The sequence below is a fragment of the Chryseomicrobium palamuruense genome (assembly GCF_042649045.1).
Taxonomy (GTDB): domain Bacteria; phylum Bacillota; class Bacilli; order Bacillales_A; family Planococcaceae; genus Chryseomicrobium; species Chryseomicrobium palamuruense.
Map to the genome: position 1 here is coordinate 99,165 of NZ_JBHSEF010000021.1, position 25,557 is coordinate 124,721.

The 25,557-nt window shown below is 47.2% G+C and carries 26 protein-coding genes, 1 pseudogene and 1 other annotated feature; of the genes and pseudogenes, 17 read left to right on the plus strand and 10 right to left on the minus strand.

The features are described 5' to 3' along the window. Window positions 1-38: 38 nt before the first annotated feature. The 4 genes from ACFO0S_RS07720 to ACFO0S_RS07735 form a co-directional block, all read right to left on the minus strand. On the minus strand, window positions 39-1,394 hold the full coding sequence (locus ACFO0S_RS07720; protein WP_378141226.1) for an FAD-dependent oxidoreductase: 1,356 nt from the start codon (window positions 1,392-1,394) through the stop codon (window positions 39-41). A 106-nt stretch (window positions 1,395-1,500) separates the two neighbouring features. After that, window positions 1,501-3,534, minus strand: a complete 2,034-nt coding sequence (locus ACFO0S_RS07725) for a catalase (protein ID WP_378141227.1) — start codon at window positions 3,532-3,534, stop codon at window positions 1,501-1,503. 123 nt (window positions 3,535-3,657) lie between these two features. Beyond that, window positions 3,658-4,434 carry an enoyl-ACP reductase FabI gene (locus ACFO0S_RS07730; protein WP_378141228.1) on the minus strand — a complete coding sequence of 259 codons (777 nt, stop codon included), beginning with the start codon at window positions 4,432-4,434 and terminating at the stop codon, window positions 3,658-3,660. Between the two features lie 87 nt (window positions 4,435-4,521). Next, window positions 4,522-5,427, minus strand: coding sequence for a MerR family transcriptional regulator (locus tag ACFO0S_RS07735; protein ID WP_378141229.1), 906 nt, complete (start codon window positions 5,425-5,427; stop codon window positions 4,522-4,524). A 121-nt stretch (window positions 5,428-5,548) separates the two neighbouring features. Between ACFO0S_RS07735 and ACFO0S_RS07740 the strand changes: the two genes are divergently transcribed. The 6 genes from ACFO0S_RS07740 to ACFO0S_RS07765 all read left to right on the plus strand — a co-directional run bounded on the left by ACFO0S_RS07740 (window position 5,549) and on the right by ACFO0S_RS07765 (window position 10,779). Beyond that, window positions 5,549-5,968 (plus strand): hypothetical protein, encoded by a 420-nt coding sequence (locus tag ACFO0S_RS07740; RefSeq protein WP_378141231.1) that lies wholly within the window; start codon window positions 5,549-5,551, stop codon window positions 5,966-5,968. Between the two features lie 12 nt (window positions 5,969-5,980). Then, on the plus strand, window positions 5,981-7,045 hold the full coding sequence (locus ACFO0S_RS07745) for an ABC transporter permease (protein ID WP_378141233.1): 1,065 nt from the start codon (window positions 5,981-5,983) through the stop codon (window positions 7,043-7,045). 5 nt (window positions 7,046-7,050) lie between these two features. Beyond that, on the plus strand, window positions 7,051-7,749 hold the full coding sequence (locus tag ACFO0S_RS07750; protein WP_378141234.1) for an ABC transporter ATP-binding protein: 699 nt from the start codon (window positions 7,051-7,053) through the stop codon (window positions 7,747-7,749). Continuing rightward, window positions 7,742-9,046 (plus strand): cryptochrome/photolyase family protein, encoded by a 1,305-nt coding sequence (locus ACFO0S_RS07755; RefSeq protein WP_378141235.1) that lies wholly within the window; start codon window positions 7,742-7,744, stop codon window positions 9,044-9,046. The genes ACFO0S_RS07750 and ACFO0S_RS07755 overlap by 8 nt, the downstream gene beginning before the upstream one ends. 85 nt (window positions 9,047-9,131) lie before the next feature. After that, complete coding sequence (locus tag ACFO0S_RS07760; protein ID WP_378141236.1) at window positions 9,132-10,307, plus strand: aminotransferase class I/II-fold pyridoxal phosphate-dependent enzyme; 1,176 nt, start codon at window positions 9,132-9,134, stop codon at window positions 10,305-10,307. A 10-nt stretch (window positions 10,308-10,317) separates the two neighbouring features. After that, window positions 10,318-10,779, plus strand: a complete 462-nt coding sequence (locus tag ACFO0S_RS07765) for an antibiotic biosynthesis monooxygenase family protein (protein WP_378141237.1) — start codon at window positions 10,318-10,320, stop codon at window positions 10,777-10,779. Between the two features lie 42 nt (window positions 10,780-10,821). Here the strand turns inward: ACFO0S_RS07765 and ACFO0S_RS07770 are convergent, their stop codons facing one another. After that, a complete protein-coding gene (locus tag ACFO0S_RS07770; RefSeq protein ID WP_378141238.1) occupies window positions 10,822-11,805 on the minus strand; it encodes a ring-cleaving dioxygenase in 984 nt (327 codons plus the stop codon). A 70-nt stretch (window positions 11,806-11,875) separates the two neighbouring features. Between ACFO0S_RS07770 and ACFO0S_RS07775 the strand changes: the two genes are divergently transcribed. Further along, window positions 11,876-12,277 (plus strand): hypothetical protein, encoded by a 402-nt coding sequence (locus ACFO0S_RS07775; RefSeq protein WP_378141240.1) that lies wholly within the window; start codon window positions 11,876-11,878, stop codon window positions 12,275-12,277. Here the strand turns inward: ACFO0S_RS07775 and ACFO0S_RS07780 are convergent. Next, window positions 12,243-12,812 (minus strand): annotated as a pseudogene (locus ACFO0S_RS07780) (GNAT family N-acetyltransferase). The gene ACFO0S_RS07775 and the pseudogene ACFO0S_RS07780 overlap by 35 nt on opposite strands. 158 nt (window positions 12,813-12,970) lie before the next feature. Here ACFO0S_RS07780 and ACFO0S_RS07785 point away from each other — a divergent pair. The 8 genes from ACFO0S_RS07785 to trpA all read left to right on the plus strand — a co-directional run bounded on the left by ACFO0S_RS07785 (window position 12,971) and on the right by trpA (window position 20,449). After that, complete coding sequence (locus ACFO0S_RS07785; RefSeq protein WP_378141373.1) at window positions 12,971-13,756, plus strand: ABC transporter substrate-binding protein; 786 nt, start codon at window positions 12,971-12,973, stop codon at window positions 13,754-13,756. A gap of 129 nt (window positions 13,757-13,885) precedes the next feature. Then, window positions 13,886-14,084: a binding site (T-box leader), on the plus strand. Between the two features lie 61 nt (window positions 14,085-14,145). Next, entirely contained in the window at window positions 14,146-15,495 is a 1,350-nt protein-coding gene (gene trpE, locus ACFO0S_RS07790; protein WP_378141241.1) for an anthranilate synthase component I, read from the plus strand. Further along, on the plus strand, window positions 15,492-16,070 hold the full coding sequence (locus ACFO0S_RS07795) for an anthranilate synthase component II (protein ID WP_378141242.1): 579 nt from the start codon (window positions 15,492-15,494) through the stop codon (window positions 16,068-16,070). Before trpE ends, ACFO0S_RS07795 begins: the two co-directional genes overlap by 4 nt. Before the next feature lie 34 nt (window positions 16,071-16,104). After that, window positions 16,105-17,064 carry an anthranilate phosphoribosyltransferase gene (gene trpD / locus ACFO0S_RS07800; protein ID WP_465251272.1) on the plus strand — a complete coding sequence of 320 codons (960 nt, stop codon included), beginning with the start codon at window positions 16,105-16,107 and terminating at the stop codon, window positions 17,062-17,064. Then, window positions 17,061-17,849 carry an indole-3-glycerol phosphate synthase TrpC gene (gene trpC, locus ACFO0S_RS07805; RefSeq protein ID WP_378141244.1) on the plus strand — a complete coding sequence of 263 codons (789 nt, stop codon included), beginning with the start codon at window positions 17,061-17,063 and terminating at the stop codon, window positions 17,847-17,849. Before trpD ends, trpC begins: the two co-directional genes overlap by 4 nt. After that, window positions 17,836-18,447, plus strand: a complete 612-nt coding sequence (locus ACFO0S_RS07810) for a phosphoribosylanthranilate isomerase (protein ID WP_378141245.1) — start codon at window positions 17,836-17,838, stop codon at window positions 18,445-18,447. The genes trpC and ACFO0S_RS07810 overlap by 14 nt, the downstream gene beginning before the upstream one ends. Next, window positions 18,444-19,655 carry a tryptophan synthase subunit beta gene (gene trpB / locus ACFO0S_RS07815; protein WP_378141246.1) on the plus strand — a complete coding sequence of 404 codons (1,212 nt, stop codon included), beginning with the start codon at window positions 18,444-18,446 and terminating at the stop codon, window positions 19,653-19,655. The genes ACFO0S_RS07810 and trpB overlap by 4 nt, the downstream gene beginning before the upstream one ends. Next, complete coding sequence (trpA, locus tag ACFO0S_RS07820; RefSeq protein ID WP_378141247.1) at window positions 19,652-20,449, plus strand: tryptophan synthase subunit alpha; 798 nt, start codon at window positions 19,652-19,654, stop codon at window positions 20,447-20,449. Before trpB ends, trpA begins: the two co-directional genes overlap by 4 nt. A gap of 278 nt (window positions 20,450-20,727) precedes the next feature. On the opposite strand, the gene ACFO0S_RS07825 is transcribed toward trpA, so the two are convergent. From ACFO0S_RS07825 to ACFO0S_RS07840, 4 genes are all read right to left on the minus strand, one after another. Continuing rightward, the gene (locus tag ACFO0S_RS07825; protein WP_378141249.1) at window positions 20,728-21,390 is read right to left on the minus strand and encodes a class F sortase; all 663 of its coding nucleotides are present in this window, start codon (window positions 21,388-21,390) and stop codon (window positions 20,728-20,730) included. A 3-nt stretch (window positions 21,391-21,393) separates the two neighbouring features. Further along, the gene (locus tag ACFO0S_RS07830; protein ID WP_378141250.1) at window positions 21,394-22,785 is read right to left on the minus strand and encodes a copper amine oxidase; all 1,392 of its coding nucleotides are present in this window, start codon (window positions 22,783-22,785) and stop codon (window positions 21,394-21,396) included. Between the two features lie 408 nt (window positions 22,786-23,193). Then, window positions 23,194-24,000, minus strand: a complete 807-nt coding sequence (locus tag ACFO0S_RS07835) for an anti-sigma factor (protein ID WP_378141252.1) — start codon at window positions 23,998-24,000, stop codon at window positions 23,194-23,196. After that, window positions 23,981-24,565 (minus strand): sigma-70 family RNA polymerase sigma factor, encoded by a 585-nt coding sequence (locus tag ACFO0S_RS07840; RefSeq protein WP_378141253.1) that lies wholly within the window; start codon window positions 24,563-24,565, stop codon window positions 23,981-23,983. The genes ACFO0S_RS07835 and ACFO0S_RS07840 overlap by 20 nt, the downstream gene beginning before the upstream one ends. A 163-nt stretch (window positions 24,566-24,728) precedes the next feature. Here ACFO0S_RS07840 and ACFO0S_RS07845 point away from each other — a divergent pair, with 163 nt between their 5' ends. Continuing rightward, on the plus strand, window positions 24,729-25,337 hold the full coding sequence (locus tag ACFO0S_RS07845) for a hypothetical protein (protein ID WP_378141255.1): 609 nt from the start codon (window positions 24,729-24,731) through the stop codon (window positions 25,335-25,337). Window positions 25,338-25,392: 55 nt separating this feature from the next. Further along, complete coding sequence (locus ACFO0S_RS07850; protein WP_378141257.1) at window positions 25,393-25,557, plus strand: hypothetical protein; 165 nt, start codon at window positions 25,393-25,395, stop codon at window positions 25,555-25,557.

Genomic DNA, 25,557 nt, shown 5'->3' on the forward strand with positions numbered 1-25,557 from the left:
ATTATTTTATATGACTAAACATCTGGAGCTTTCTTAAATCATCCATGCTCCCCGTCCGCCTTCACTAGCTTCCAGTTCCGCTTCGCAATTTGCTGGACAGGGTCCCAGACTCCGTTGTAGGGAGGTGCATAGCTGAGGTCAAGGTCGAGCATCTCGCCGAGGCACATTTTCTGAGAGATGGCGACAGCGAGCACATCAATGCGCTTATCGACACCGTCCCCACCAATAATCTGGGCCCCTAGCAAGCACTGAGTCTCTTTCTCCCAAATTAATTTGGTATAGAGCGACTCTTTTCCTGGATAGTACCCTGCGACATCGTGACCAACACGTGTATTCGTCACATAGTCAATACCCATCCTCTTTACTTCTTTTTCGGATAACCCTGTCTTTCCGAGGTCCAAATCAAAAAATTTGAGAATGGACGTGCCAAGGATACCTTTAAATGAATTGTTGAAGCCAATCATGTGAAGCCCTGCAATGCGACCTTGTTTGTTCGCCGTGGTTCCAAGTGGCACATAGTCCGGCGTTTCTTTTAACAAGTGATAGTGGCTTGCACAATCACCCGCTGCATAGATATCGCGAATGGACGTCTGCATATGTTTATTTACCACAATCGCACCGTTTTCTAGCTTCTCCACATTCTTAATAAACTGAGTCGACGGGCGAACTCCGATGGCCACAATAACGAGATCCGCTTCATACTCTCCCTTATTCGTATGAACCTTTCGGACGGTCTCATCCCCACTGAACGACACTACTTCTTCCTCTAAGTGAACATGTACATTTTTCCGTTCGGCTTCGCGCAAAATGAGTTCCGCCATATCTGGGTCAAAGATGTTTGCAAGCTGCGGACCTCGCTGGAATATACGCACTTCTTTATCCAGTTCGCGAAACGCTTCCGCGAGCTCTAGCCCTATGTAACCTCCACCGATAATGGACACATGCTTCACGTCTTTTTTCAGATGCGTCAGGATTCGTTCCGTGTCAGGAATGGTTTTGAGCGGATAAATACCTTTCAACTGTATTCCTTCCCAAGCTGGCCAGATGGGTGCCGCTCCCGTTGCCACTAACAGTTTGTCATACGCTACTTCGAAATTTTCAAGAGAGTGTAAAATCTGGCCCCGTACCACTTTCGCTTGCGTATCGACTTCCCTTACCTCATGGCCAGTTCGGGCATCGATTCCGTATTTGTCACGAAACTCTTCGACACTTCGGGCAATGACGTCAGATGATTTCTCAATTTCTCCACTGATGACGTAGGGGAGACCGCATTGTCCGTAACTATAAATATGGCCTTGTTCAAGCACGGTGATCTCGGGCTTTTCCGTATTGCGTACAATTTCCATTGCGGCACTCATACCTGCCGCATCACCTCCAATGATGACGTATCTCATTCTGTCCACTCTCCTTTTTAGCGTTATTCTCTTTCTACCCCAAAAGTTCCTGCAATATACTCACGCAAAAAATCCGCCTGACACGAAGTCAGGCGGATCGACGCTATTATTGTTTGTTATTCGCTTTCCCGCTTAGTTCACGTTCCCAGTAGCGATGTTTCGCTACAACATCTGCAAATGATCCTTCTAGAACATTTCCAATGACCCCTGCTTCACCTGTGAATCCGAGTTCGTCAAGAAGTGCTTTTCCTTCTCCTGCGGCCCCTAAAGGTTTCACATGGTCAAATGCTTCTTTCAAGAATGTCGATGCTTCTTTCTTATATACGTCGGAAGCATTCGGACTGCTCAGGGCGACAACCGCATCATATAGAACAGAATCTGCCGTTAAGAACTTGTGGTCGATTACTACTCCGCCATCTAGTTTCCCTTGACGCTCTGCCACTACTTCCACCGTCATGCCGGACGCTTCCAGTTGATCTTTCACCGCCTGAACTTGACCAGCATCTTGTGTAGAGACAAGTAGAGCTACTTTACGTGTATCTGGTTTCATCACTGTATTCAACTGACTAAGCGCTGGCGACTTTTTGTCATTGTAAGGTCCTTTGTCGCTAGGCACTGGTATACCAAGACTTTCCGCCACTGGACGCGCCAAGTCAATATGCACGTGACTAAACATTTCCACCACTTGCTCTCGAATACTCGGCTCTTTACATTTACCAAGCTCAAAACTCATGGCGTCAATCAAATGTTTCTTCTCAGGTTCAGACATACTGTTGAAGAACATCGTCGCTTGAGAGAAGTGATCTTTGAAACTCTCGCTGCGCGCACGGACTTTGTGTCCTTCTACTCTTTCTTGGTAGTGGCTGAATCCACCTTCCTCTTCCGGTGTGGTATGAGGTGTATTGCCAGCCAGCGAATTTTTATGGTAACTCACGCGTCCGACATTGATGGTGTGACGACCATACCCATCACGCTGATTATTATAAAATGGACATACAGGACGGTTGATCGGTAACTCATGGAAGTTGGGTCCTCCCAGACGAATCAACTGCGTATCTGTATACGAGAACAAGCGACCTTGTAAAAGTGGATCATTTGTAAAATCAATACCCGGTACGATATGCCCTGGATGGAACGCCACTTGCTCTGTCTCCGCAAAGAAGTTGTCCGGATTGCGGTTAAGGGTCAGTTTCCCGACCAATTTGACTGGTACCTCTTCTTCTGGCCATAGCTTTGTTGGATCAAGAATATCAAAATCAAACTTGAATTCATCATCTTCGCCAATGATTTGAAGACCGAGCTCCCACTCCGGAAAGTTTCCATCTTCAATGTTTTGCCACAGATCTTCACGATGGAAGTCTGGATTTTTTCCGTTGATCTTTTGAGCTTCATCCCAGACAACAGAGTGTGTTCCGAGCACAGGCTTCCAGTGAAATTTCACGAAGTGTGACTTTCCTTCTTTATTGATAAGGCGGAAAGTGTGTACACCAAACCCTTCCATCATACGATGGCTACGCGGAATCGCACGGTCCGACATCGCCCACATCACCATATGAGCTGATTCCTGATTGTTCGCAACAAAATCCCAAAACGTATCGTGGGCAGCTGAAGCTTGCGGCATTTCATTGTGTGGCTCAGGCTTCACCGCATGCACGAGATCCGGAAACTTGATGGCATCTTGAATAAAGAATACCGGAATATTGTTTGCGACCAGATCGTAGTTTCCTTCATCGGTATAAAACTTGGTTGAAAATCCTCGTGCATCACGGGCTAGGTCAGCTGACCCGCGCGATCCTGCTACCGTTGAGAAACGCACAAATACGGGTGTAATTTTAGATGTATCGTTTAGGAAGTCTGCTTTTGTATACTCTGCAAGAGATTCATAGAGTTGGAATTCCCCATGCGCCCCTTCTCCGCGGGCATGGACAATACGTTCTGGAATTCGTTCGTGGTCAAAGTGGGTCATTTTTTCTCTAAAGTGAAAGTCTTCGATAAGGGTTGGGCCACGTTCTCCAGCTTTAAGGGAGAATTCATCTTCGGCCATTTTGAGTCCTTGGTTGGTTGTGAGGGCCTTGTCTTTGTCATTGACACGGAACTGATCGAGTTGCTGTTGCTTCTTGTTTGGTTCATTATTGTTCAATGGGCTTCCTCCTTTTAAATAGGGACTTACCTGTTCATTACATTTTTCTCTTCCCTATTCACAAAGAAAAAAACCTATTCTATTTATTTTTGAATAGGTTTCCCAATGATACAGCTTATAAAATTACGCCATAATATGATAGCCACTATCGACATAAATAACTTCGCCTGTCACGCCACGACCCGTATCTCCTAGGAGAGCAACAGACATGTCCCCAACTTCTTGCTGTGTCACATTACGCTTTAAAGGCGCTTTGTCTTCAATCTGATGCAGAATTTCATTGAATGCCGGAACGCCTTTTGCAGCCAGTGTACGGATGGCACCTGCACTGATGGCATTGACGCGGATAGCGTCTCTTCCGATATCATTGGCAAGGTAGCGAACGGATGCTTCTAATGATGCTTTCGCCACACCCATGACATTGTAGCCATCGAGTACACGCTCTGCACCTAGGTAACTCATCGTGATGATAGAGCCGCCTTCTGTCATAAACGGTTTTGCTTCTCGAGCCGTTGCAATCAGCGAGTATGCACTCGTATCCTGCGCAAATGCAAATCCATCACGAGACGTCTGCAAGAAATTGTTGTGCAGATCTTCCGCATGAGCAAAGGCAATCGAATGCACGACGCCATGGATAACGTCAAACTTTTCCCCAATTTCAGTAAACGCTTGCTTGATGCTGGCGTCATTGTTCACGTCACATTGCACGACGGTTGCTTCACGGCCTTCTTTTTCAAGTACTTTCTGAATCTTTCCGAGAGAACGTTCTTTACGGTATGTAAAAATCACATTCGCTCCTACATCAAAAAGAGATTTTGCCACACCCCAAGCAATACTACGTTCATTGGCGACACCCATGACCACTACATTTTTTCCAGACAAATTAATTAAATCGCGCATATGGACCTCCATTGTTAACTGTTATTAGTACCTACTATTAATTTGAGTGTAGCACAAAAAAAAGAACCTGTCACCACGCGACAGGTCTTAGTGTACTGTGTTCTGTTTAGATAAAACGGACACTAAATCTGGCGCATAGTGAATGGCATCAAGCGGGTGGGTCTCTAAGTACTTTTCTATCCCTATGCCGCCCGCATAAAAGTTGATTTTCGGATAGGCTTTTGCGAACAAGTCGAGCTTCTCAAGTGTTTCCGGATGCTCAAGAAGAGGAACAGATGTCGACGCGGACAATAAGACAATCTTTGGACGTAGACGCTCAATCAGAGCCTCTATCGATCCCGGAGCTGGGGATGCACCAATCATAAACGACTTCCATCCACGTACCATAAATTGAAGCAACAAAATATGAAGAGGCACTTCATGCAGCTCCCCAGGGAGGCAGGCCCCTAAGACAAGTGGGGCGTCATCACGATACGGATAGTTCCTGCGAATCTGCACCAGAAAATCTCGGACGACCATACTCGACACTGCCTCTTGGTGCTCGTCCCACTGTTTCTTTTCCCAGCGTGTCCCTACTTCACGTAAAAACGGCAAAACGGCATTGTTCAAAAATTTATCCAGTCCGAGGTCCTGATGAGCTTGATGGAGAATCCGGTTGATTTCAAGTTCTTCGCAGTTTGCTCCGTTTTCAAGCAGTTGGAAAACATACTCATTCCATTCCTCAACATGTGGAAGCGGCGTCAACGCCTCGCTGGAGGTTCCAATTTCTCGCTCTTTAGCAATCAAAATCGCCGCTTGTTTAATTGAATAGCCTTCATCGGATAAGCGCTTCACACGAAGTAGTGTGGCAATATCGTGATCTTGATAAATACGGTACCCGTTATCCATCCGCTCAGGTACAATCAGCTGGTACCGTTCCTCCCACTTTCGAATGACTTGTTTTGAGAGTCCCGTTACATCAGCGACCTGCTGAATGTTGTAGTTGCCTTTCAACGTCCTCCCCCTTCCCTAGTTTATACAATACTTGTATCACTTCTTCACGAAAACATTATACAATAATTTGACGCTCAAAACAAACCGTCTGTATAATCATTGGAAAGGATGTGAGGGACAGATGAAAAAGGTAATGAGCATAGTGGGCATCGGTTTCAGTACCGGACTCCTTTTAAACTACTATTTTAAATTGATTGAGCGGATGACAGGTGACAAAGTATATACACTGCTTTTAAATGTCGACTACTTTCCTGTTTTAAAGAATTACGCCTTTCCGGAATGGATAGAAATCAGCTTTCACTTGATTGTCTCGCTAGTACTCACGGGTACTTATACATTTTTATGGACCAAATGGAAACGACCTTTTTTATGGACAGTGGTGACTTCGCTCGTAATTGGTCTTGTCATTTACCCGACCACAGGATTCTCAGGTCGTACCCCGGAAGTGACAGATGGAAGTGCTTTATTCTGGTGGCTAACGGGACACTTACTTTACGGATGGGCCCTCGCATGGCTTCTACAAAGATTCAACAAATCGTAAGGAGGAACACATATGTTTTTAGCTTGGAATGAAATAAAGAAAAATAAACTACGATTCGCGCTCGTTGTTGGCGTATTGTTTTTAGTTGCGTATCTGGTCTTTTTCCTCACAGGTCTTGCAAACGGACTAGCCAACTTAAATAGAGAAGCCGTCGATAAGTGGGACGGGGATGGCATTCTGCTGACAGAAGACTCCGACCAGAGCTTACCGCAATCCTTTATGACGGTACAGGAAGCGGATTCACTTGATGCGGAAACCGCTGTACTTGGTCAACTGAACACCATCGTCACAAGCGGTGACCTCAAACAAGGTGTTGCAATCTTTGGAATCCGAGAAGAAGAGTTCATTACCCCTGACGTGTCAGAAGGTGAGTTGTTCGCAACAGAAAATGAAGTGGTCGCTGCTGACTACTTACAAGAAGAAGGATTTGAAATTGGTGACACATTGACCCTCTCTTCTTCTGATGAAGAATTGACGATTGTTGGATTTACAGAAGACGCACGATTTAACGCGGCACCCGTGCTATATGCGACATTAGAAACGTTTCAGAAAGTACGCTTCGGGGAAGCTGCGGAACAGAATGCAGACCAAGTGAACGGCATCGTGATTCGCTCGGATGATTTGGCTGCCCTTGATGCTGGTAGTGACTTCGCCATTGTGGATACTGAAACATTCATAGAAAATCTTCCAGGTTATACAGAACAAAGTTTAACACTGAACTTCATGATTTATTTCTTATTTATCATCTCTGCAACGATTGTTGCGATTTTCTTATATGTCTTGACTGTACAGAAAATAAACATGTTCGGCGTAATGAAAGCACAAGGGATTTCAAACGGCTATCTAGCGCGCTCCGTCGTAGCTCAGACCTTCATACTCGCAGCTGTCGGTGTGACTCTTGGCTACGTCTTAACAATTGTTACGGGTCTATTCTTACCAAATGCCGTACCCGTCCAATTTGATTTAGTGGCGATGGCGATATACGGCGTCGTACTTATTGCCGTTGCGATTCTTGGTGCCATTTTCTCTGTCTGGACCATTGTAAAAATCGACCCATTAAAAGCGATAGGAGCGTGATGAATGTGGCTATTCTTGAACTGAAAGGTGCCAATAAAACATTTGGTAGCGGACGTACGAAAGTGGAAGCATTGAAAACAACAGACTTCTCAGCAGAAGCCGGGGAAATGATTGCGATCATAGGGCCTTCCGGGTCCGGAAAAAGTACGTTTTTAACTATTGCCGGAGGTCTTCAGACACCAACGGAGGGAGACGTAATTATTAATGGGACCTCACTTGCGAAGTTAAATGAAAAAAAGCTGTCTAAAGTACGTTTGAACGAAATTGGCTTTATTCTACAAGCGTCCAACTTGGTACCCTTCTTAACCGTCGACAACCAAATGAAATTACTGAAGAAAGTAAAAAAAGATACATTAGATGATCAAAAGCTTCAGGAGCTTTACAGTGACCTGGGTATTGAAGAATTGAAAAACAAATATCCTTCCGATCTGTCCGGAGGGGAGCGCCAACGTGTGGCGATTGCGAAAGCATTGTATACGAACCCTTCCATCCTCCTCGCGGATGAGCCGACTGCTTCACTCGATTCGGACCGTGCTTACGAAGTGATGGATTTATTGAAAAAAGAAACAAAGGCAAAGAAGACGACCACTCTTGTTGTCACCCACGACACGCGTCTCATCGACTACTGTGACCGTGTCTTCAAAATGACAGATGGCGTATTAAAAGAAGAATCCAAAGAACAAGCGGTTGCTGCCCATGACTAAACGTACTCTTGTCTGGTTCCGTCGAGACCTGCGTCTGCACGATCATCTGGCGCTTGCTAAAGCCCTTGAACAAGGACCCGTGGCCGCTATCTTTACCGTTTCAGATGACATGCGTAAGCGCGAGGCTTCCTGTTGGTGGTTGCACCACTCGTTGTTCTCTCTGCAGAAAGCCCTTCATGAACAAGGGGTCACTTTGTTGTTGTCAGATGAAAATCCTACGTCTGTCCTACCTAAACTCGTGAAGACTTATTTAATCAACCAGGTGGTTTGGAACGACAGCTATACAACGGATGAGCGTAAAGAAGAAGTGGCGCTAAAGAAGGTACTCGAAGAAGCTGGCATTTCGTATGAAGCTTGTTACGGTGACGTCTTGTTTCCTCAACATGAACTGACAAAAGACAACGGGGACCCCTACAGCATCTTTACGCCTTTTTATAAACGGTCGCAAAAAGAGACTGTAAAACGTCCAGTAGCTCTTCAGGAAGATTGGCAAAGCATTCAAGTAGACGCATTGAAATCGCTCGACGAGTTGAAGCTTCTCCCTGAGAGAGACTGGTACAAAAAGTTTGAAGCGTACTGGACACCTGGTGAACAGGCCGGTATCGAGCAGTTCAAACAATTTGCTGATGATGATATCGCTGATTACAAAAAGATGCGAGACTTTCCGGATGCAGACGGAACTTCTCGGATCTCTCCCTACTTGACCTGGGGAAATCTTAGTGTGCGAGCCGTCTATTATGCTGCCAGTCGACGGGAGCATGCGGAACCGTATCTTCGTCAACTGGTATGGCGAGAGTTTGCCCGTAGACAGCTGATGCAACACCCGACACTCGAGACAAAGCCGCTCCGAACCGAGTTCAACGAATTCCCTTGGCGCGATAGCCAAAGTGATTTCGACAAATGGAAACGTGGAGAGACCGGGTATCCCCTAGTCGATGCAGGCATGAAACAACTGTGGGAGACAGGTTGGATGCACAATCGTGTGCGAATGGTCGCCGCTTCCTTCCTAACAAAACACCTACTCTTACCATGGCAATGGGGAGCTGATTGGTTCAAAGAGACCCTTGTCGATTATGACGAAGCGAATAATGCAATGGGCTGGCAATGGGTGGCGGGAACAGGAATCGATTCCGCTCCTTACTTCCGGATATTTAACCCGGAAACCCAACTTGAGAAATTTGATTCGAATGGAGAATATGTCCACGAATTTACCAAGGACCAAGATGTCGCGCCAATCGTGGACCATAAAGAAGCTCGCGCTCGCGCATTAGCAGCTTACGAGCGTATTAAAAAATAAGAACAATTGTCTGTCCCTCGCGTACACACTACTCACATCTGCTATACTAAAGTAGTATCTGACATCTAGATAGGAGTGACGCAACGTGCAATTTCAACAAGCGAAGCGTATGGAACGCTTTCCAACATCTATTTTCGGTGAACTAAAAAAAGCCGCCGCCACGCGGATAGCAAATGGACTCCCTGTCTATAATTTGAGCTTAGGTAGTCCTGACCTGCCACCAGCTGATGCGGTGCGCAAAACCCTATCTGACAAAAGTGCCGGGGCCGCTTACTATGGCTATACACTGACAGGCACCGAGCGTTTCTATGAAGCGGTCGCTGGCTATTACAAAAACAGGATGGGTGTCACACTCGACCCTGCAAAAGAGATCGTCCAGACTATGGGTTCTCAAGAAGGACTGGTCCACCTCCCTCTCGCATTCTGTGATGAAGGCGACATCGTGATCACGACCAATCCGGCGTATGTTGCGTATGATGCTGGGATCCATTTAGCCTGTGCAGAACCATATTATTTATCTTTAGATGAAACTAACCGATTCTTACCCGATATTGCTAGTATTCCGGAAGATATCGCAGAGCGCGCCAAACTGATGATCTTGAATTTACCAGGAAATCCGGTGCCTGCTTTACCCGACGCCGCATTTTTTGAACAAGTTGTGGCGTTTGCGAAGAAATATAATGTCATCGTACTACACGATGCGGCTTACGCTGAATTCTATTTTGACAATAGTGGACCGAAAAGTTTTCTTGCCACGCCTGGTGCGATGGACGTAGGGATTGAAATCAACTCCTTATCGAAAACCTTCAGTCTTGCTGGTGCTCGCATTGCGTACATTGCCGGGAATGCAGAACTCGTTGGCATCATGAAAAGTTTAAAATCTCATCTCGATTACGGCATTTTTGAACCAATTCAAGAAGCAGCCATCACTGCCCTTTCTATGGCGGACGAGTTGACGGACGAGTTGCGAAAGGTGTTTTCTGAACGCCACCAAGTTCTCCGCCAAGGACTCGAGGACCTCGGCTGGAAAGTCGCTCCGTCAAACGGTGGCATGTTTATTTGGGCCGCGTACCCGTTCCCAATGAAAGACATGGAATTCGTGTTTCATGTGCTGCGCCACACAGGCGTCGTCATGGTACCTGGCTCTGTGTTTGGAACAGAAGGTGAAGGTTTTGCGCGCATTGCTCTTGTACAAGATACCGAACGATTAAAAGAAGCTCTTGAAGCTTTAAAAAATCTGCAGCCCATGGAAGTGGGATAAGGAGGATACCATGTACATTTATTTAACCGATGAACCACAAGTAAATTCCTTTACACTCGAAGGCGAAACGACACGTCACTTAGGCGAATACGAAACCTTACAAGAGCTCGCTGGACATAGCTATGAAGTCATCGATGCATCTGGTGAAATTGAGACACGAGGATTTTTTGTACTGAACAATATTCCTGTGACCGACGAAGGGCGTCCGGTCTTTGAACAACGCTTCATGAACCGCGCTCGTGCTATTGAGGACGAACCCGGATTTGTAGCCATTCGTGTCATGCGTCCGATGAACTCCGATACGTATGTCATCTTGACTCAGTGGGAAAAAGAAGAGAACTTCAAAGACTGGCAAACATCGCAAGCCTATTCCAAAGCCCATGCAAAACGCGGGACAGACGAAGGCATAGACAAACGCCCATCTATCTTCTCAAGACCTAGCTTTGTGACCACCTACGAAATCTCAAAATAACGACGAAAGCTCGTGACCCTCTCTTGGGCCACGAGCATCTTTTTATTCGTATTCTTTTTGAATATCTTTTGTGCTGCGTATGGTGTCAATCGGACGAACGAGCTTTTCAATCTGTTCGCGACGCCCTTCAAGTTTTGGCGGAAGCGCAAGCTTCTCACCCAGTGTCTCATACGGCTCATCATCCATAAATCCAGGGCCGTCTGTCGCAAACTCAAAGAGGAGCGGCGGCGCAATACGCGCATAGAGTGACTCAAAGTAGAACCGGTCGACGTACCCGGAAGACGGGATACCGATTTGATTCAACCGGTTGATCCAGAAGTTCAGGGCATCCGTATCTTCTACGCGGAACGCCACGTGGTGAACCGTTCCAAATCCTTGGCGTCCTGGTGGCAGAATCACATTCTTTTCGATGATGACGGCTGCCCCGTTGCCTCCTTCACCAACTTCCATCCACGTCAAGTCGCCTTTAGTTGCTACTTCGCGGAAGCCAAGTACTTTATCCAACATCTCTTTTAAGAAGTCCACGCGGTCATAGCGGATCACAATCGGTCCAAGACCTGTAATCGCAAATTCCACTGGAATCGGTCCGTTCTGCCAAGGCGTACCCGAAGCAACCCCTTTATTATTTTCATCGGAAATGAGCTGGTAGCGCTGGTCATCAAAGTCTGAGAACTTCACGACTTTGCGGCCAAAGAGCTCTTCAACCCCTTGATTTTTCACTTTCAAACGATCGAAACGTTTCACCCAATACTCAAGAGCTGCATCTGTCGGAACGCGGAACGACGTGCGGTAGATTTCATTGGTCCCGTGCGAACCTTTTTGAATGCCAGGAAAATCGAAGAATGTCATATCGGTCCCTGCACTTCCACGGTCGTCTGCGAAAAATAAATGATAGGTCTGGATATCATCTTGGTTGACCGTTTTCTTCACAAGACGCATACCTAATACATACGTGAAAAATTCATAGTTTTTTTCTGCACTGCTTGTGATTGCAGTGACATGGTGAATTCCTTTTAATTCGTTCATGTGTCGTGCCTCCTTTTGATCTTGTACTTTGAGTATAGCGGATTATTATCTCGAATTCAAGATATTTGTTTTGACACGGTCGGACCGACGGTACGTGGGACGGTCGTTCCTACTCGGCGACCCTCGGTCCGACCGTGTCGGCGTCCTACCCGCGGTCCTACTCGGCGACCCTGGGTCCGACCGTGTCGCCGTCCTACCCGCGTTCCTACTCGGTGACCCTGGGTCCGACCGTGTCGGCGTCCTACCCGCGTTCCTACTCGGCGACCCTGGGTCGGACCGTGTCGGTGTCCTACCCGCGTTCCTACTCGGTGACCCTGGGTCCGACCGTGTCGGCGTCCTACCCGCGTTCCTACCCGGCGACCCTGGGTCCGACCGTGTCGCCGTCACGGTCGTCACATCAAAAACCCGCCCTGCAGACGCAGGACGGGCAACTTTAGTTAGTCTTTTAAAATGGAATCGCGGGTATCTGTAAGGTATGTTAAGACTTTGTTGGTCGGGTCATATGATTCACCGTAAAACTCTTCGTCTTTATATGTGTGAATGTTTTCATATGTCCATTTCATCGCTTCGTAGACGTCTTTCTCGTCTCGAGGCTTTGGCGTCCAGTAAAGAATCTCGAGAACTGTGTTTTCGCCAGTTGCTAATGAACGACGGTTGTACCCGATTTGTGTGGCGTGGACAAAGCCTTCACGCTTGTAAAAGCGAAGACGCTTTTCCGTGTCTGTATCTTCATAATTAACGGGTTCCACTTCAAGTAAAATCGTTTTGCCTGTGTCTTTTAACTTTTGTAACAACTTGCGACCGAGCCCTTCTCCGCGTGCTTATGTTGAAACAAAAAGGTAGTCAACGAATATAAAATCTTCAAATTCCACATACATTAATACGTGGTTTGGTCCTTCGTCTTTACGATACACTTTATCTTTTTCTTTGAGCAATGTTTCCATATGCTCACGTGACTTCATTTCTTCTACTGGGAAATATTGATTTAACTTTGTATACCAATTCATGATTTATTAACTCCTTCGAATGATTCATTGCCGGGAGATTTTTGTTTTTTACCTAATGCAGTTGAGGAAAAATCAGGCTAGATAAAAAATCCTCACCATTAATACTTCCCCTATTTACGTTATACTTAAACATAAAAGGGGGATTTTTTGTGGAATTCATGTTTACGGACCATTTGAATAGGGAAATGAATGTACCCAAGTTTCCCCAGCGAATCGTTTCGATTTGTCCAGCCATTACTGAAACCTTGCATGCGTTAGGAGCAGGAAGTGCAGTTGTCGGTCGAACGAAATACTGCATTTTTCCGGAAAAAGAAGTCGAAAAAATTTCTGTCGTAGGTGGAACGAAGGATGCAGATCCGGAAAAGGTGCGTGCTCTCTCCCCCGACTTGATCTTAGCGGAAAAAGAAGAGAATACGAAAGAAAATGTGGAAACGCTTGAACAAATCGCCCCAGTAGCTGTACTAGAAGTTCAAACTGTGTCAGATTCCTACCGGCTCATTCGAGATGTAGGAAGATTGATTGGGCGTGTGGAAGCTGCTGAAGCATTGGTGAACGAAATTCAACAGGCTTGGAACGCATTGCCACAGGTAGTTGGGCAACGAGCTGTTTATATGATGTGGCGGAAGCCATATATGGTCGTTGGGGATACCACGTATATTCAGTCCGTAATGGATCACTTGGGAATAGAAAATACCGCGAAACATTTAGAAGGCCGTTACCCCGCTATCACTCCTGAACTGCTCAAAGAACTCGACCCTGATGTTGTGTTGTTAAGTAGTGAACCATTTCCTTTTTCAGAGAAACACCAACGGGAACTTGCCGAATTTCTACCAGATACGCCAAGCATTTTGGTAGAGGGTGAGATGTTTTGGTACGGCTCGAAGATGAAAGACGCGGCAGCTTATCTTTCAAAACTAGCTGTCCAAATGAAACAATTTGAATAGTTGACATTCTATTTCATACGCGATAAGATAAATGAAACTTTTTGTTCGGATTGGGTAGAAGATGCCGGAGAGCCGCCATCGCCCGTTAGACCGAGTGTGAGTTGAGTAGAGAAGAGCATGAGCAGAGCTGAGAAATCCTCGACAAAGATGAGTACACAGTGTGTGATGTATAGAGAGCCGGCGGTAGGTGCAAGCCGGTCATGACAGCTGATGGAATGGACTTTGGAGTGTCTCCTGAAAAGGGAGAACGGATCATCCCCGTTAACGGATGTGGAGAGAGTCGGTTGACTCTAAACCAGAGGTGGTACCGCGACCCGTCGCCCTCTGCAGGATTTTTCCTGTGGAGGGCTTTTTTTCATGCTCTGCTCCTGAATGAGAGGAGTTTATATATGTACATCCAACAATCCATCAATGGAGATTCGTTAACCCCGATATCGATTTTTCATCGCCTTCCGGGAAGCCACCATTTTTTATTAGAAAGTTCATTGAAACACGAAAAATCGGGGCGCTACTCTTTTATCGGTAGTGAACCCACTAAGAGTTACCGAGGAGAGAAAGGAAAACTGACAATCACCTCCCTGCAAACCGGCGAGAGACAAGAACTTTCTGGAGATGCGATGACCCTGTTAAAACAGCATTTACCTGCACCTCTCTCCCCTTCACCATTTCCGTTTTCCACTGGGGCGATTGGCTATGTCGGCTATGAAGTGCTCGGACATAACGAACCGACCGGAAAGACCTTAACAAAAGACCGAACGCTTCCAGACCTTTATTTTTTGTGGTACCCGACCATCGTCGTGTACGATCACCAGTCACATACCGTCACCGTTTTAAATAGTGAAGGAAATCAATCGGAAGTCGAGCGTGTAGTGAAGGCACTTCAAACGTATCCAGACACGGAACTTCCGGATGAGGCAGCTTCACTTAGCTTTACTTCTTCCGTGACCGAAGCCCATTTTCTCAAGCAAGTAGACCAGGTCAAGGAATGGATTCGACAAGGCGAAATTTTTCAATTGGTGCTTTCACAGAGATTGTCGGCCACCATTGATCAGAAGCCATTTGCGTATTACCGAAAGTTACGGCGAGTGAATCCTTCTCCGTACATGTTCTACATCGATTTTGACGATGCCGTTGTCTTAGGCGCTTCTCCGGAAAGCTTCATCCGTGTCGCAGATGGGAAGCTACAGACGAACCCCATTGCCGGCACACGTCCTCGAGGAAAGACCGACGCGGAAGATATTCAACACGCAGAGAGTCTCAAAAACGACCCAAAAGAACGGGCTGAACACGATATGCTCGTCGACTTGGCCCGCAACGATGTAGGCAAACTAAGCGTCCCCGGTACCGTCAAAGTGACAAAGTACCAAGATATCGAACGTTATCAGCATGTCATGCATTTGGTTTCAGAAGTCGAAGGCACGCTACGAGAAGACGTTCATCCTCTTGACGCGTTTACCGCTTGTTTACCAGCTGGTACGGTTTCTGGTGCACCTAAAATCCGTGCCATGCAACTGATTAACGAACTGGAGGATGTACAACGCGGAGTGTACGCTGGAGCTGTTGGGTACCTCAGTGCAGGGGGCAATTTAGATGCAGCACTTGCGATTCGCACGGCTGTCATCAGTGACGGCCTCATCGACATTCAAGCAGGAGCTGGTATCGTCTACGATTCTGTCCCGCTCAGTGAGTACCAAGAAACCTTGCACAAAGCAAAATCACTATTGGAGGTGTTCCAATGATTTTGATCATCGATCATTACGATTCGTTTACTTATAATCTTGCCCAGTACATCGCGGAACTCGGGGAGCATGTTGAAGTTATTCGCTACGACGCTATAACGGAACAACAGATTCGTGACATGCACCCGACAACCATCGTGTTGTCACCCGGTCCCGGGCATCCGAAAGACTATACCCATACGATTGAGTTGTTTCACGCCTTGCATGGGGACTACCCGTTTCTAGGTATTTGCTTAGGGCATCAACTAATGGGTCTGTATTTCGGCGGACAGATTATTCCGGCACCTGCAATTTTTCACGGAAAGACGTCGCAGTTACGGGATGCACAGACAGGACAAGATGCAGGACGCGTCATGCGCTATCATTCGCTGGCTGTGGATCCGGAGACCTTGCCGCCGCTATTAGAACCTGTGGCATTTGCTCAGGAAGACGGGGCATTGATGGAAATGAAACACCGCACCCTTCCGGTCTATGGCATGCAGTATCATCCTGAATCAATTGGTACGCCGGACGGACGCACAAGACTAGCAACGTTTTTACAAGGAGTGAGTTCAGTTGAGACAATTACTAGATGAGGTTCAGCAAGGCAAAACGCTGACACGAGATGAGATGAGACAGCTTATCGAGACCTTCTTTGAACCAAACACCTCTCAAACAGACATGAGAGATTTCCTACTTGCCCTTCATGCACGTGGAGAAACAGCAGAGGAATTAGCAGGAGCTGTGGACGCTTTGATGGCACGCGCCACCTCCTACCCTACTGTCTCCGTCCCGTTATTAGATACATGCGGAACTGGTGGCGACCAGTCGGGCACATTTAACGTCAGCACTACTTCTGCCTTTGTCTTAGCCGGGGCAGGCTTAACCGTTGCAAAACACGGCAACCGCAGCATTTCAAGCCGTTCCGGGAGTTCCGATGTATTGGCAGCTCTAGGGCTAACCCTTTCCCTTTCGCCGGAAGAGAGTGCGGAACAACTGACTTCTCAAGGCTTAGCGTTTCTGTTCGCACCGGACGTGCACCCAGCACTCAAGCAGTTGCAACCTCTGCGCAAAGCCATCGGTCAACCGACGCTCTTCAACTTGATTGGCCCACTTGCCAACCCGTACTCACTCGATTGTCAGTTGATCGGCGTATACCGGCAGGATATGCAACAAACGTTAGCGCAAGCTGCACACTTACTCGGAAGACGCCGTGCCATCATTGTCACAGGGCATGGTGAGCTAGACGAGGCATCTCTTGAAGGTGCCACTCACTACACATTGCTTCATGAAGGCAGTATCACCACGCACACTTTAGCTGTAGAAGAAACGGGGTTACCTACTTATACACGTCCCGACATTCTCGGCGGAGACGCAGAGACGAATGCCCGTATTTTAGAAGACGTGTTGGATGGTAAGCCTTCTGCGTATCTCGACACCACGCTGCTCAATGCCGGACTTGCGCTATTTGCTGCGGAACGAGTTCCTTCGGTGCACCACGGGATCGAGATAGCGAGACACAGCATTCAATCCGGAAGCGCTAAAGCGAAACTCACGAACTACCCAAAACTTGTGGAGGTGAGTCCATGACCATCTTGGATACGATTTTGACGACAAAACAACAAGAAGTGGATACGTTTCGAAAAGAGACTTTCCCTACACGGACTATCCCCCTTCGGACGAAACTCTCGGACCGATTACGGTCGTCTGACACGTTAGAAGTGATTGCCGAAATCAAGCGTGCGTCTCCATCGAAAGGGGTCATCCACCCTTCACTTGATGCGGTAGAACTTGCTAAACGCTATGAGAAGAGTGGTGCCGCTGCGATTTCTGTCCTGACCGACACGACGTATTTTAAAGGGTCCTTCGACGACTTGAAAGCGGTGGCCGAATCTGTTGAGGTTCCTGTCCTATGTAAGGAATTTATCATTGATACCGTTCAGATTGAAAAAGCGTATGCGCACGGTGCGTCCCTGATTCTTTTGATTGTGGCAGCACTAGAAGCCCAAACGCTTCATAAATTATTTACATTCGCTACAGACCTTGGACTTGAGGTCCTTGTAGAAGTTCATACCCCGGAAGAGCTTGCAACTGCACTTGAGTTAGGTGCTGAACTCATCGGGGTGAATAATCGCAACTTAAAAACTTTTGAAGTTTCCCTAGAAACTACACAAACGATTGCTGAACTGCTCCCTCGGGACCGTGGCATTTATTTAATCAGTGAGAGTGGCATCGTCTCTGCGCACGATGCCCTTCAAGCAAGTTCATTCGGTGCACACGGCCTTCTTGTTGGGGAGTCGCTTGTCCGCTCAAATTCGGTGGAAGAGGCACTGCCGAAACTGAAAGTAAGGAGGCATACAGATGACGCGCATTAAAATCTGTGGCTTAAAACAAGCCGAGCATGTTAAGGTGGCGGTCGATGCAGGCGCTGATGCCATTGGCTTTGTCTTTGCTGAAAGTTCTCGAAAAGTCACACCCAAACAAGCGCGTGAGCTTGCGCGTTTGATTCCCTCTTCCGTGAAGAAAGTCGGTGTCTTTGTGGACAGCCTTCCGGAAGACATCAATCGAATCGCCCGCGACGTACCGCTAGATTATGTTCAACTACATGGAGATGAACCGGATGAAATCTTGGAATCGATTGATGTTCCTGTCATCCGTGCCTATTCGATTCGTTCGTCTGAAGATGCGGCCAACGCATTCGCGAGCCCCGCTCCACTGATTTTGGTCGATGCGCCGGGTACTGCTTACCGGGGTGGGTCCGGACACACGTTCAACTGGAAAGAACTTGAACACTACCGCTTGACGCGACCATTCATTTTAGCAGGTGGATTGAATCCAGGAAATGTGGCAGCAGCTATACAGCAAGTGCGGCCAGTCATGGTCGATGTATCAAGTGGTGTCGAAACGGCTGGCACAAAGGATCCAGAAAAAATAACGGCATTTATTCGCGCCGTACGGGAGGCTACACGATGACACAACCCTATACATTACCAGATACACGCGGACGTTTTGGCCCTTATGGCGGTCAGTTCGTTCCGGAAACTTTGATGCATGCCCTGCACGAACTAGAAGTGGCCTACAAAAAGGCACAGCAAGATGAAGAGTTCCAACAAGAAGTTACTTATTATTTGGAGCAGTATGTCGGACGAGAAAACCCACTGTATTTTGCAGAGCGTCTGACGGATCATTATGGCAGTGCCAAGGTGTACTTGAAACGCGAAGACTTGAACCACACTGGCGCACACAAAATTAACAACACTGTCGGCCAGGCTCTTCTTGCTAAACGAATGGGCAAAAAGAAAGTCGTAGCGGAAACAGGAGCCGGTCAACACGGGGTGGCTACGGCTACGGTCAGTGCGTTATTCGGTCTCGAGTGCACCATCTTCATGGGCAAAGAGGATATTCGTCGCCAGCAACTCAACGTCTTCCGAATGGAACTGCTCGGAGCAAAAGTCGTCGAAGTGTCACAAGGCAGTGGCACGTTAAAAGATGCTGTCAATGAGGCACTTCGTTACTGGGTTACACATGTCGAAGACACCCATTACATTATGGGGTCTGTACTAGGTCCTCACCCTTTCCCTCAGATCGTTCGTGACTTCCAAGCGGTGATCGGTGCGGAAACACGCCGACAAAGTTTAGATGTGAACGGAAAACTTCCTTCTCACGTCATCGCTTGCATTGGCGGAGGAAGTAACGCGATGGGCATGTTCTACCCGTTCATTGAAGATACCGAAGTTGCGCTAATCGGTGTAGAAGCGGCTGGGCATGGCGTAGAAACCGGCAAGCACGCCGCGAGTCTAACAGGTGGAAAAGTCGGCGTCTTACATGGGGCTATGATGCACTTGTTACAAGACGAAGCGGGTCAGGTCCAAGAGGCCCATTCGATTTCAGCAGGTCTAGACTACCCCGGAATTGGACCGGAGCATAGCTATCTTCATGATACCGGTCGCGTCACCTATACATCTGTGACCGACCAACAAGCCTTAGAAGCCCTTCAACTACTCGCTCAAACAGAAGGCATCATTCCGGCACTTGAATCGGCGCATGCTGTTGCGCACCTTGAAATGTTGTTACCTACATTGACGCCAGAAGATACAGTGGTCATCTGCTTATCGGGACGTGGCGATAAAGACGTGCACACCATTCGAGAAGCCTTGGCGAAAAAGGAGGATGCGGAATGAGTCGATTACAACATCAGATCGAAGTACGCGTCTCACGTGGAGAAACGGCATTTATCCCCTACATCATGGCGGGAGACGGAGGGCTCTCAGCACTTCGAGAGCGTCTTCAGTTTCTGGAACAAGCTGGTGCGACGGCAGTGGAACTCGGTATCCCCTTTTCCGATCCGGTAGCAGATGGTCCGGTGATTCAAGAAGCTGGTCTTCGTGCCCTGGCTGCTGGAACGACGTTACGTGGCGTTCTTGAGGAAGTGGCATCGTTTAAAGAGGAACTGTCTATCCCTCTCGTGATCATGACGTATTACAACCCAGTTGTTCAGCTGGAACTTACGACATTTGCGCAGTTAGCCGAAGCAGCCGGAATCGCTGGCGTCATTGTGCCCGACGTGCCACTTGAAGAGTCAGAGGAATTGAAGGCTGCATTGAACGACGTCTCCATCGACCTGATTCAACTCGTTAGCTTGACAAGTCCCGCTGAACGGATCGGACGGATTGCGGAAGCGTCTCAAGGATTTGTCTATGCGGTCACCGTGAACGGGATTACGGGTACCCGGCAGTCCCTACCGGATGAGGTATTCACACACCTCAAGGCATTGAAAGCCGTGAGTCCGGTCCCTGTCATGGCAGGGTTTGGGGTATCGCTACCAGAACACATAGAGCAACTCGGCGCTGTGGTGGACGGCGTGATAGTCGGTAGTTACGTGGTGGACGCGTTCCAAAAAGGAGCAGAAGATACGATTTTGCCGTTGATTGGCCAAGCCCTTGCTAGAAAAGACCGCCTAGCGGTGAACAAATAGAAGGTGGTTTGGTGAGGAGATGAGATGGTGAGCGGACGTTCATTAGCCATGAATTCTAGTTTATTGGCCATGAAACTTGTTTTATTCGCCATGATTTCTGAATTTTTGACCATAATTTGTCTACCATTAACCACAAATGGAATTATGGAAACAAAATAACCGGCCCATACTACTCATCCCAACATCCAACTACCCAAGTTCTTACTAAAAACTCAACGCAAAAACCCGATTCTCCTTTAACGAAGAATCGGGTTTTTGGTTGTGTCTAGATATGCAGTCTAATCGGTTTTCAATGTGGTATATACCACGAGTCGATCTTCATAGAAGCGCCCTTCCGTGTTCCAATCGCCTGTACAGGTGATGAGATTGAGGTGGCTGCCATTGCTAAAACCGAAGATGGAGCGTACAGGTGAATCGTCCATTGGGTAAGTCTCCATACGCTGGACGACAAATGTCAGGTTTTTCCCGTCTAACGATTCCACATGCACTTCGTCACCTGGCTTTAGTTTGTTCAATTCATAAAAGACGGCGGGACCATCCGTCCAATCGACATGACCTGCGATGACGGCGTTTCCGGGTTCACCGGGTAGATAGCCTTGTTCGTACCAACCTGGCTCTTCCGCGACATCAGGTACCCCCATTTGCCCATTGTCGAGAAGCGGTGTGCGCTGGATTTTGGCGTCTACCTCAATAGCCGGTATACGGATCCGATCGGGCACAATTCCTTCCCGTTCATCTTTAATCAATTTGGATGCAGTTAATTGTGAGCCCGGAAGGCCAATGGATGCTTCCGATTTCACAACTGTCTCCTCTAGGTTGCTATCAGTTTGAGCCAATGTATTCGAATTTTCAGGTGTGGGTTCCTCAGTCGCCTGCTGACAACCTGCCAGCAAGGCACTGCTGAGGAGAAGAGTTCCTACAGTTCGCAGGAAAGTGTTCATGGCTTAGGCTTCGCTGTTTTTACGGCGACGAGCGACAAATGCTGTAGCACCAAGTGATGCTGCTAGCAAGCTTCCAAGCAAGAAGCCTTCTGCACCCATACCGTTTTCATCTGCTGTTCCACCCATACCTGTTTTCGGCATTCCATCTGGCATTGCTGACCCTTGGAAGTTTTCAGGGAATTGGTCGACAATTGCTCCAGAGATGGCTTCTGAAGGCATCAACATGTGCGCATATGCTTCACGTAAGTTGCTGTAAGCTCCTTCATAGTCACCTTCCACATACAAGTCAAACGCGGCTAGTAACTGATCTACGTGAGCTGTTAATCCCGCTTCCAAGTCTGCTGCTGGTAAACGGTCTTCCGTTGCTGCTGCTAAGAATGCGGCTTGTTCGACGATATATTCATCAAGCTCTGCCATTGCTTGCTCTTGACCAGCTGCATCATCATTTGCTGTTGCTACCACGTAGTCTACAAAGTAACCGATATGACTGTTCCAGATTTCTTTAAACTGTGCTCCACCTTCTTCACCGTAGACAGAAGCTACGGCTGCTGATAAGTCATCGGCATTCGCAAGTAGTGCTGCTGCGGATGCATCATAATCCGGGTCGCCATCGATACCATTTTGCATCGCCATCACAGCAAGTCCTGCATGCTCTGTGAAGATGCGATCAAGGTTCGCACGAAGATCAGCCGCTGGTGTGACAGCCATCGTGTTTTCAAATTGATCCGGGAATTGGTCTGTAATGGCTGTAGCTAGACCCGCTGCTACCATGACCATATGATCGATTGCTTCACGTTCATTCATATACGATGTTTCATAATCTCCAGCTACATAGCTGTCAAACGCCCAAACTAATTGGTCAACGTGCATTTTTAAACCTGCTTCTAGATCTGCTGCTTTTAGACGTCCTTCAGTTGCTGAATCTAGGAAAGCTGCTTGTTCTTTAATATATTCGCCTAAGTCTGCAACAGCTTGGTCTTTTCCTGCTTGGTCACCTGCTGCAGTAGCATTCGCATAATCTACGAAGTACCCAATATGGCTGCTCCAGATTTCTTTAAATTGAGCACCTGCCTCATCACCGTATACGGAAGAGACAGCAGCTGTTAAATCATCTGTGTTTCCATTTAGTGCACCCGCCAATGCTTCAAAATCTTCCGTTCCGTCTGCACCTTTTTTCAACGTTTCTACTGCTAAGAATGCGTGCTCTGTAAATAAGTGAGTTAGTGCAGAGCGAAGTTCTGATGCTGGTGATGATACCCCCATGTCGCCTGTTGCTGCGCCAGTTGCATGTGACGAATGATCCCCGTGGTCATCTGCTAAAGCGACAGCTGGTACTAACATACTCATTGATAAAGTTGCAGCTACAATAGTTTTTGTTTTCATTTTGTTATTCATGTGAATCTCTCCTTTTCGTTTGGTTTCGATTGTTTTTACATTAAGCTAACGGAGCGGGTCACAAGATGGATCACTTTTTTAAAAAATTATTTAAATCTTTTTAGAAAGGGCTTTGGTAGCTGGAGGTTCGTAAGTGGATTAGAGGTGAGAATTGGGTGGTGGTGAGTGGGGAGTTTCCATAACTCGAGTTGTGGTTAATGGAATGCCGATGATGGCTAATAAACTTCAAATCATGGCTAATAAATCAAGTTTCATGGCTAATAAATCAAGTTTCATGGCTAATAAATCAAGTCTCATGGCTAATGAACGATCGCTCACCCCTCTCAAACACCGGCTCATCCACTCCCCACTGCTTTTTCCAAACAAATAAGCCACGCATCGCTGCGTGGCTTCCTCAACTTGTCCTATTTATTCACTTTCTGGTGCGCTAATCGCGCTTGCCATCAATACATCTCCAAGAGGCGTTTCACTATCTTTGTTGGGTTCATGAGAAACGGCGATCTGGTCCCATGAGAACTCTTGTCCCACTGGTAACGTATAAACGACAGCTCCATCGGTTCCACTCGACGTGAACGTACCGGCACGGTCCGGGCCACTTTCATCTTCACTATCAATCAACCATACTTGGTATACTTCTTCATCGGCTAATTCCGGAAGCGAAGAGGCTTGAACAACTACTCGGATTTCGTCTCCGTGTCGAACAATTGAAGCCGTTCCTGTGGAATCTCCTTCAAGAGGCTGTAGATTCACAAGGGCTATCAATTGGTCTACCGTCTCGCTTTGCGTGTCGATAGCAGCTCTCTGATTCTGGACCGTCCACCCTAGAAAAGCATTTCCAACGAGGGAAATCACCAGCGCTGCAGCAACGAGTGGCATAAACCGCGTCGCATGCTGGCGTTTAGCAGGTTTCTTAAATGGAAGAACAGGTGACGATTGTGGTGCCTTTTCTATCGTTTCATCCAATACTTGTTCTGAAGGTACACTCACCTGTCTTCCTTCATCTAAAATTGAAGACAACACCCTTTCCTTCATCCCGACAGGCGGTTCCACACTTTCCGATACATACGGTAAATCTTCTGCAAGCATCTGCCATTCGGCCAGTTCTTGCTGACAATCCGCACAAGTTGTTAAATGATCTTCAAACGCTTTCTGTTCATCTTCTGTGAGTTGTCCATTAAAATAATCAATCGTTTGCTCACACATCAATCGTTCCATCTGCTAAATCCCCCCTTTCTGGTTCCAATCGTTTTCTGAGATGCTGCAAGGCCAACCTTATCCTCCCTTTTACCGTTCCAAGTGGGATGTTCAAGTCTTTGGAAATTCGGTCTTGTGAATAGCCATGAAAATAAAACAACTCAACGATTTTTCTCTGGTCTTCTTTTAAATAGGACAACGCCTCTCGAATTCGTTCGCTTTTTTCTTTCCATTCCGTGGCCTGTTCCGGCAGTTCACCCACCGTTTCAGTAGCCCGGTCTGTATCTTTTTCGAGCAATCCCACTTCTTGTTGCTTCGATACTTTGCGAAGGATATCTAAACAGCGATTGCGTGTCATCGTCAGCAACCAGGACGAAAATTTCCCTTTCGTTGCATCAAATGCTGCATGGTCTCGCCAAAGCTTTGAAAATACATCTTGTACCACATCTTCTGCGCGCTGGGCATCTTGCACCATACGATAAGCAAATGAATAAACAAGTCGCTCATACTTGTCATAAAGCATCTCGAGCGCTTCCGAATCTTTCGCCACAATCCGCGCATACAGTTCTTCATCTGTAAAAGACAATGAGTATCCCCTCCTCCACTCTCCGTTTTAAACATCATACAGAAAAGGTACAAGGGCTGTATATCAATAAGATAACGAAACATGTTTCAGTTTGGCTCACTTTTAGACAAATTCGACTGCCTAAATTTACTTCTGGTATGATGAAAAGAAATGGGGTGACACAATGATTTTCATGATTATTTGGATCCTGCTGATCGGCTATGCCGTATTTTTTGCGGCCGGACGAGGGAATACAAGTGATCCGGTCCTTTCCGAAGTGTTTCAAGCGAACTGGGCTGCTATCGACCCACTGGTGTTAACCGTATTTAACTCACTAGGTATTTTCCCGCTGGTTTTTCTTACCTTACTGCTACGCAATGACAGAATGCGCTGGCCTGCATGGCCGTTCTTACTCGTCTCGTTTGGACTCGGCGCGTTTTCCCTGTTGCCTTACTTTGCATTAGGCAATCGACCACCGGAACGAAAACTGCGCACGCCTGCATGGCTTTTGAACATCTTGCAATCCAAAACGTGGCTCGCCTTTTTAATCTTAGTGACGATTGCCAACTTGATCACATTACAAAACGGAATCTCCCTTGAAGCTTACATGGATGCGTTCAAGAAGTCTCACTTGGTCTCTGTCATGACGGTGGATTGGTTCATTTTATGGGGTCTCTCCATCTATGCGGTCTACCATTTCTATCCGGAAGCGCGCATGAAACCACTCGCTTTTCTGCCGATTCTTGGGCCACCTCTTGTGCTGTTGTTTAACCCACGCATGAAAGAAGTTTAACTTTTAGTCACTGGGGTACTTTAAGTGTAAACAATGCGTAAAGGAGTGAAGCGTAATGGATAACAATCGTCATGAAGAAAAGCACGTTGAAGTACATCGTGAAGAGAGGACAGACAGCGGTCTCGTTGGAGCAACGTTCATTAAATACGCAGCCTACATCATTATTTTCTTCGGTGTTCTTTGGTTCCTGATTTCATACGTATTCCCGATGTTTGGCTAA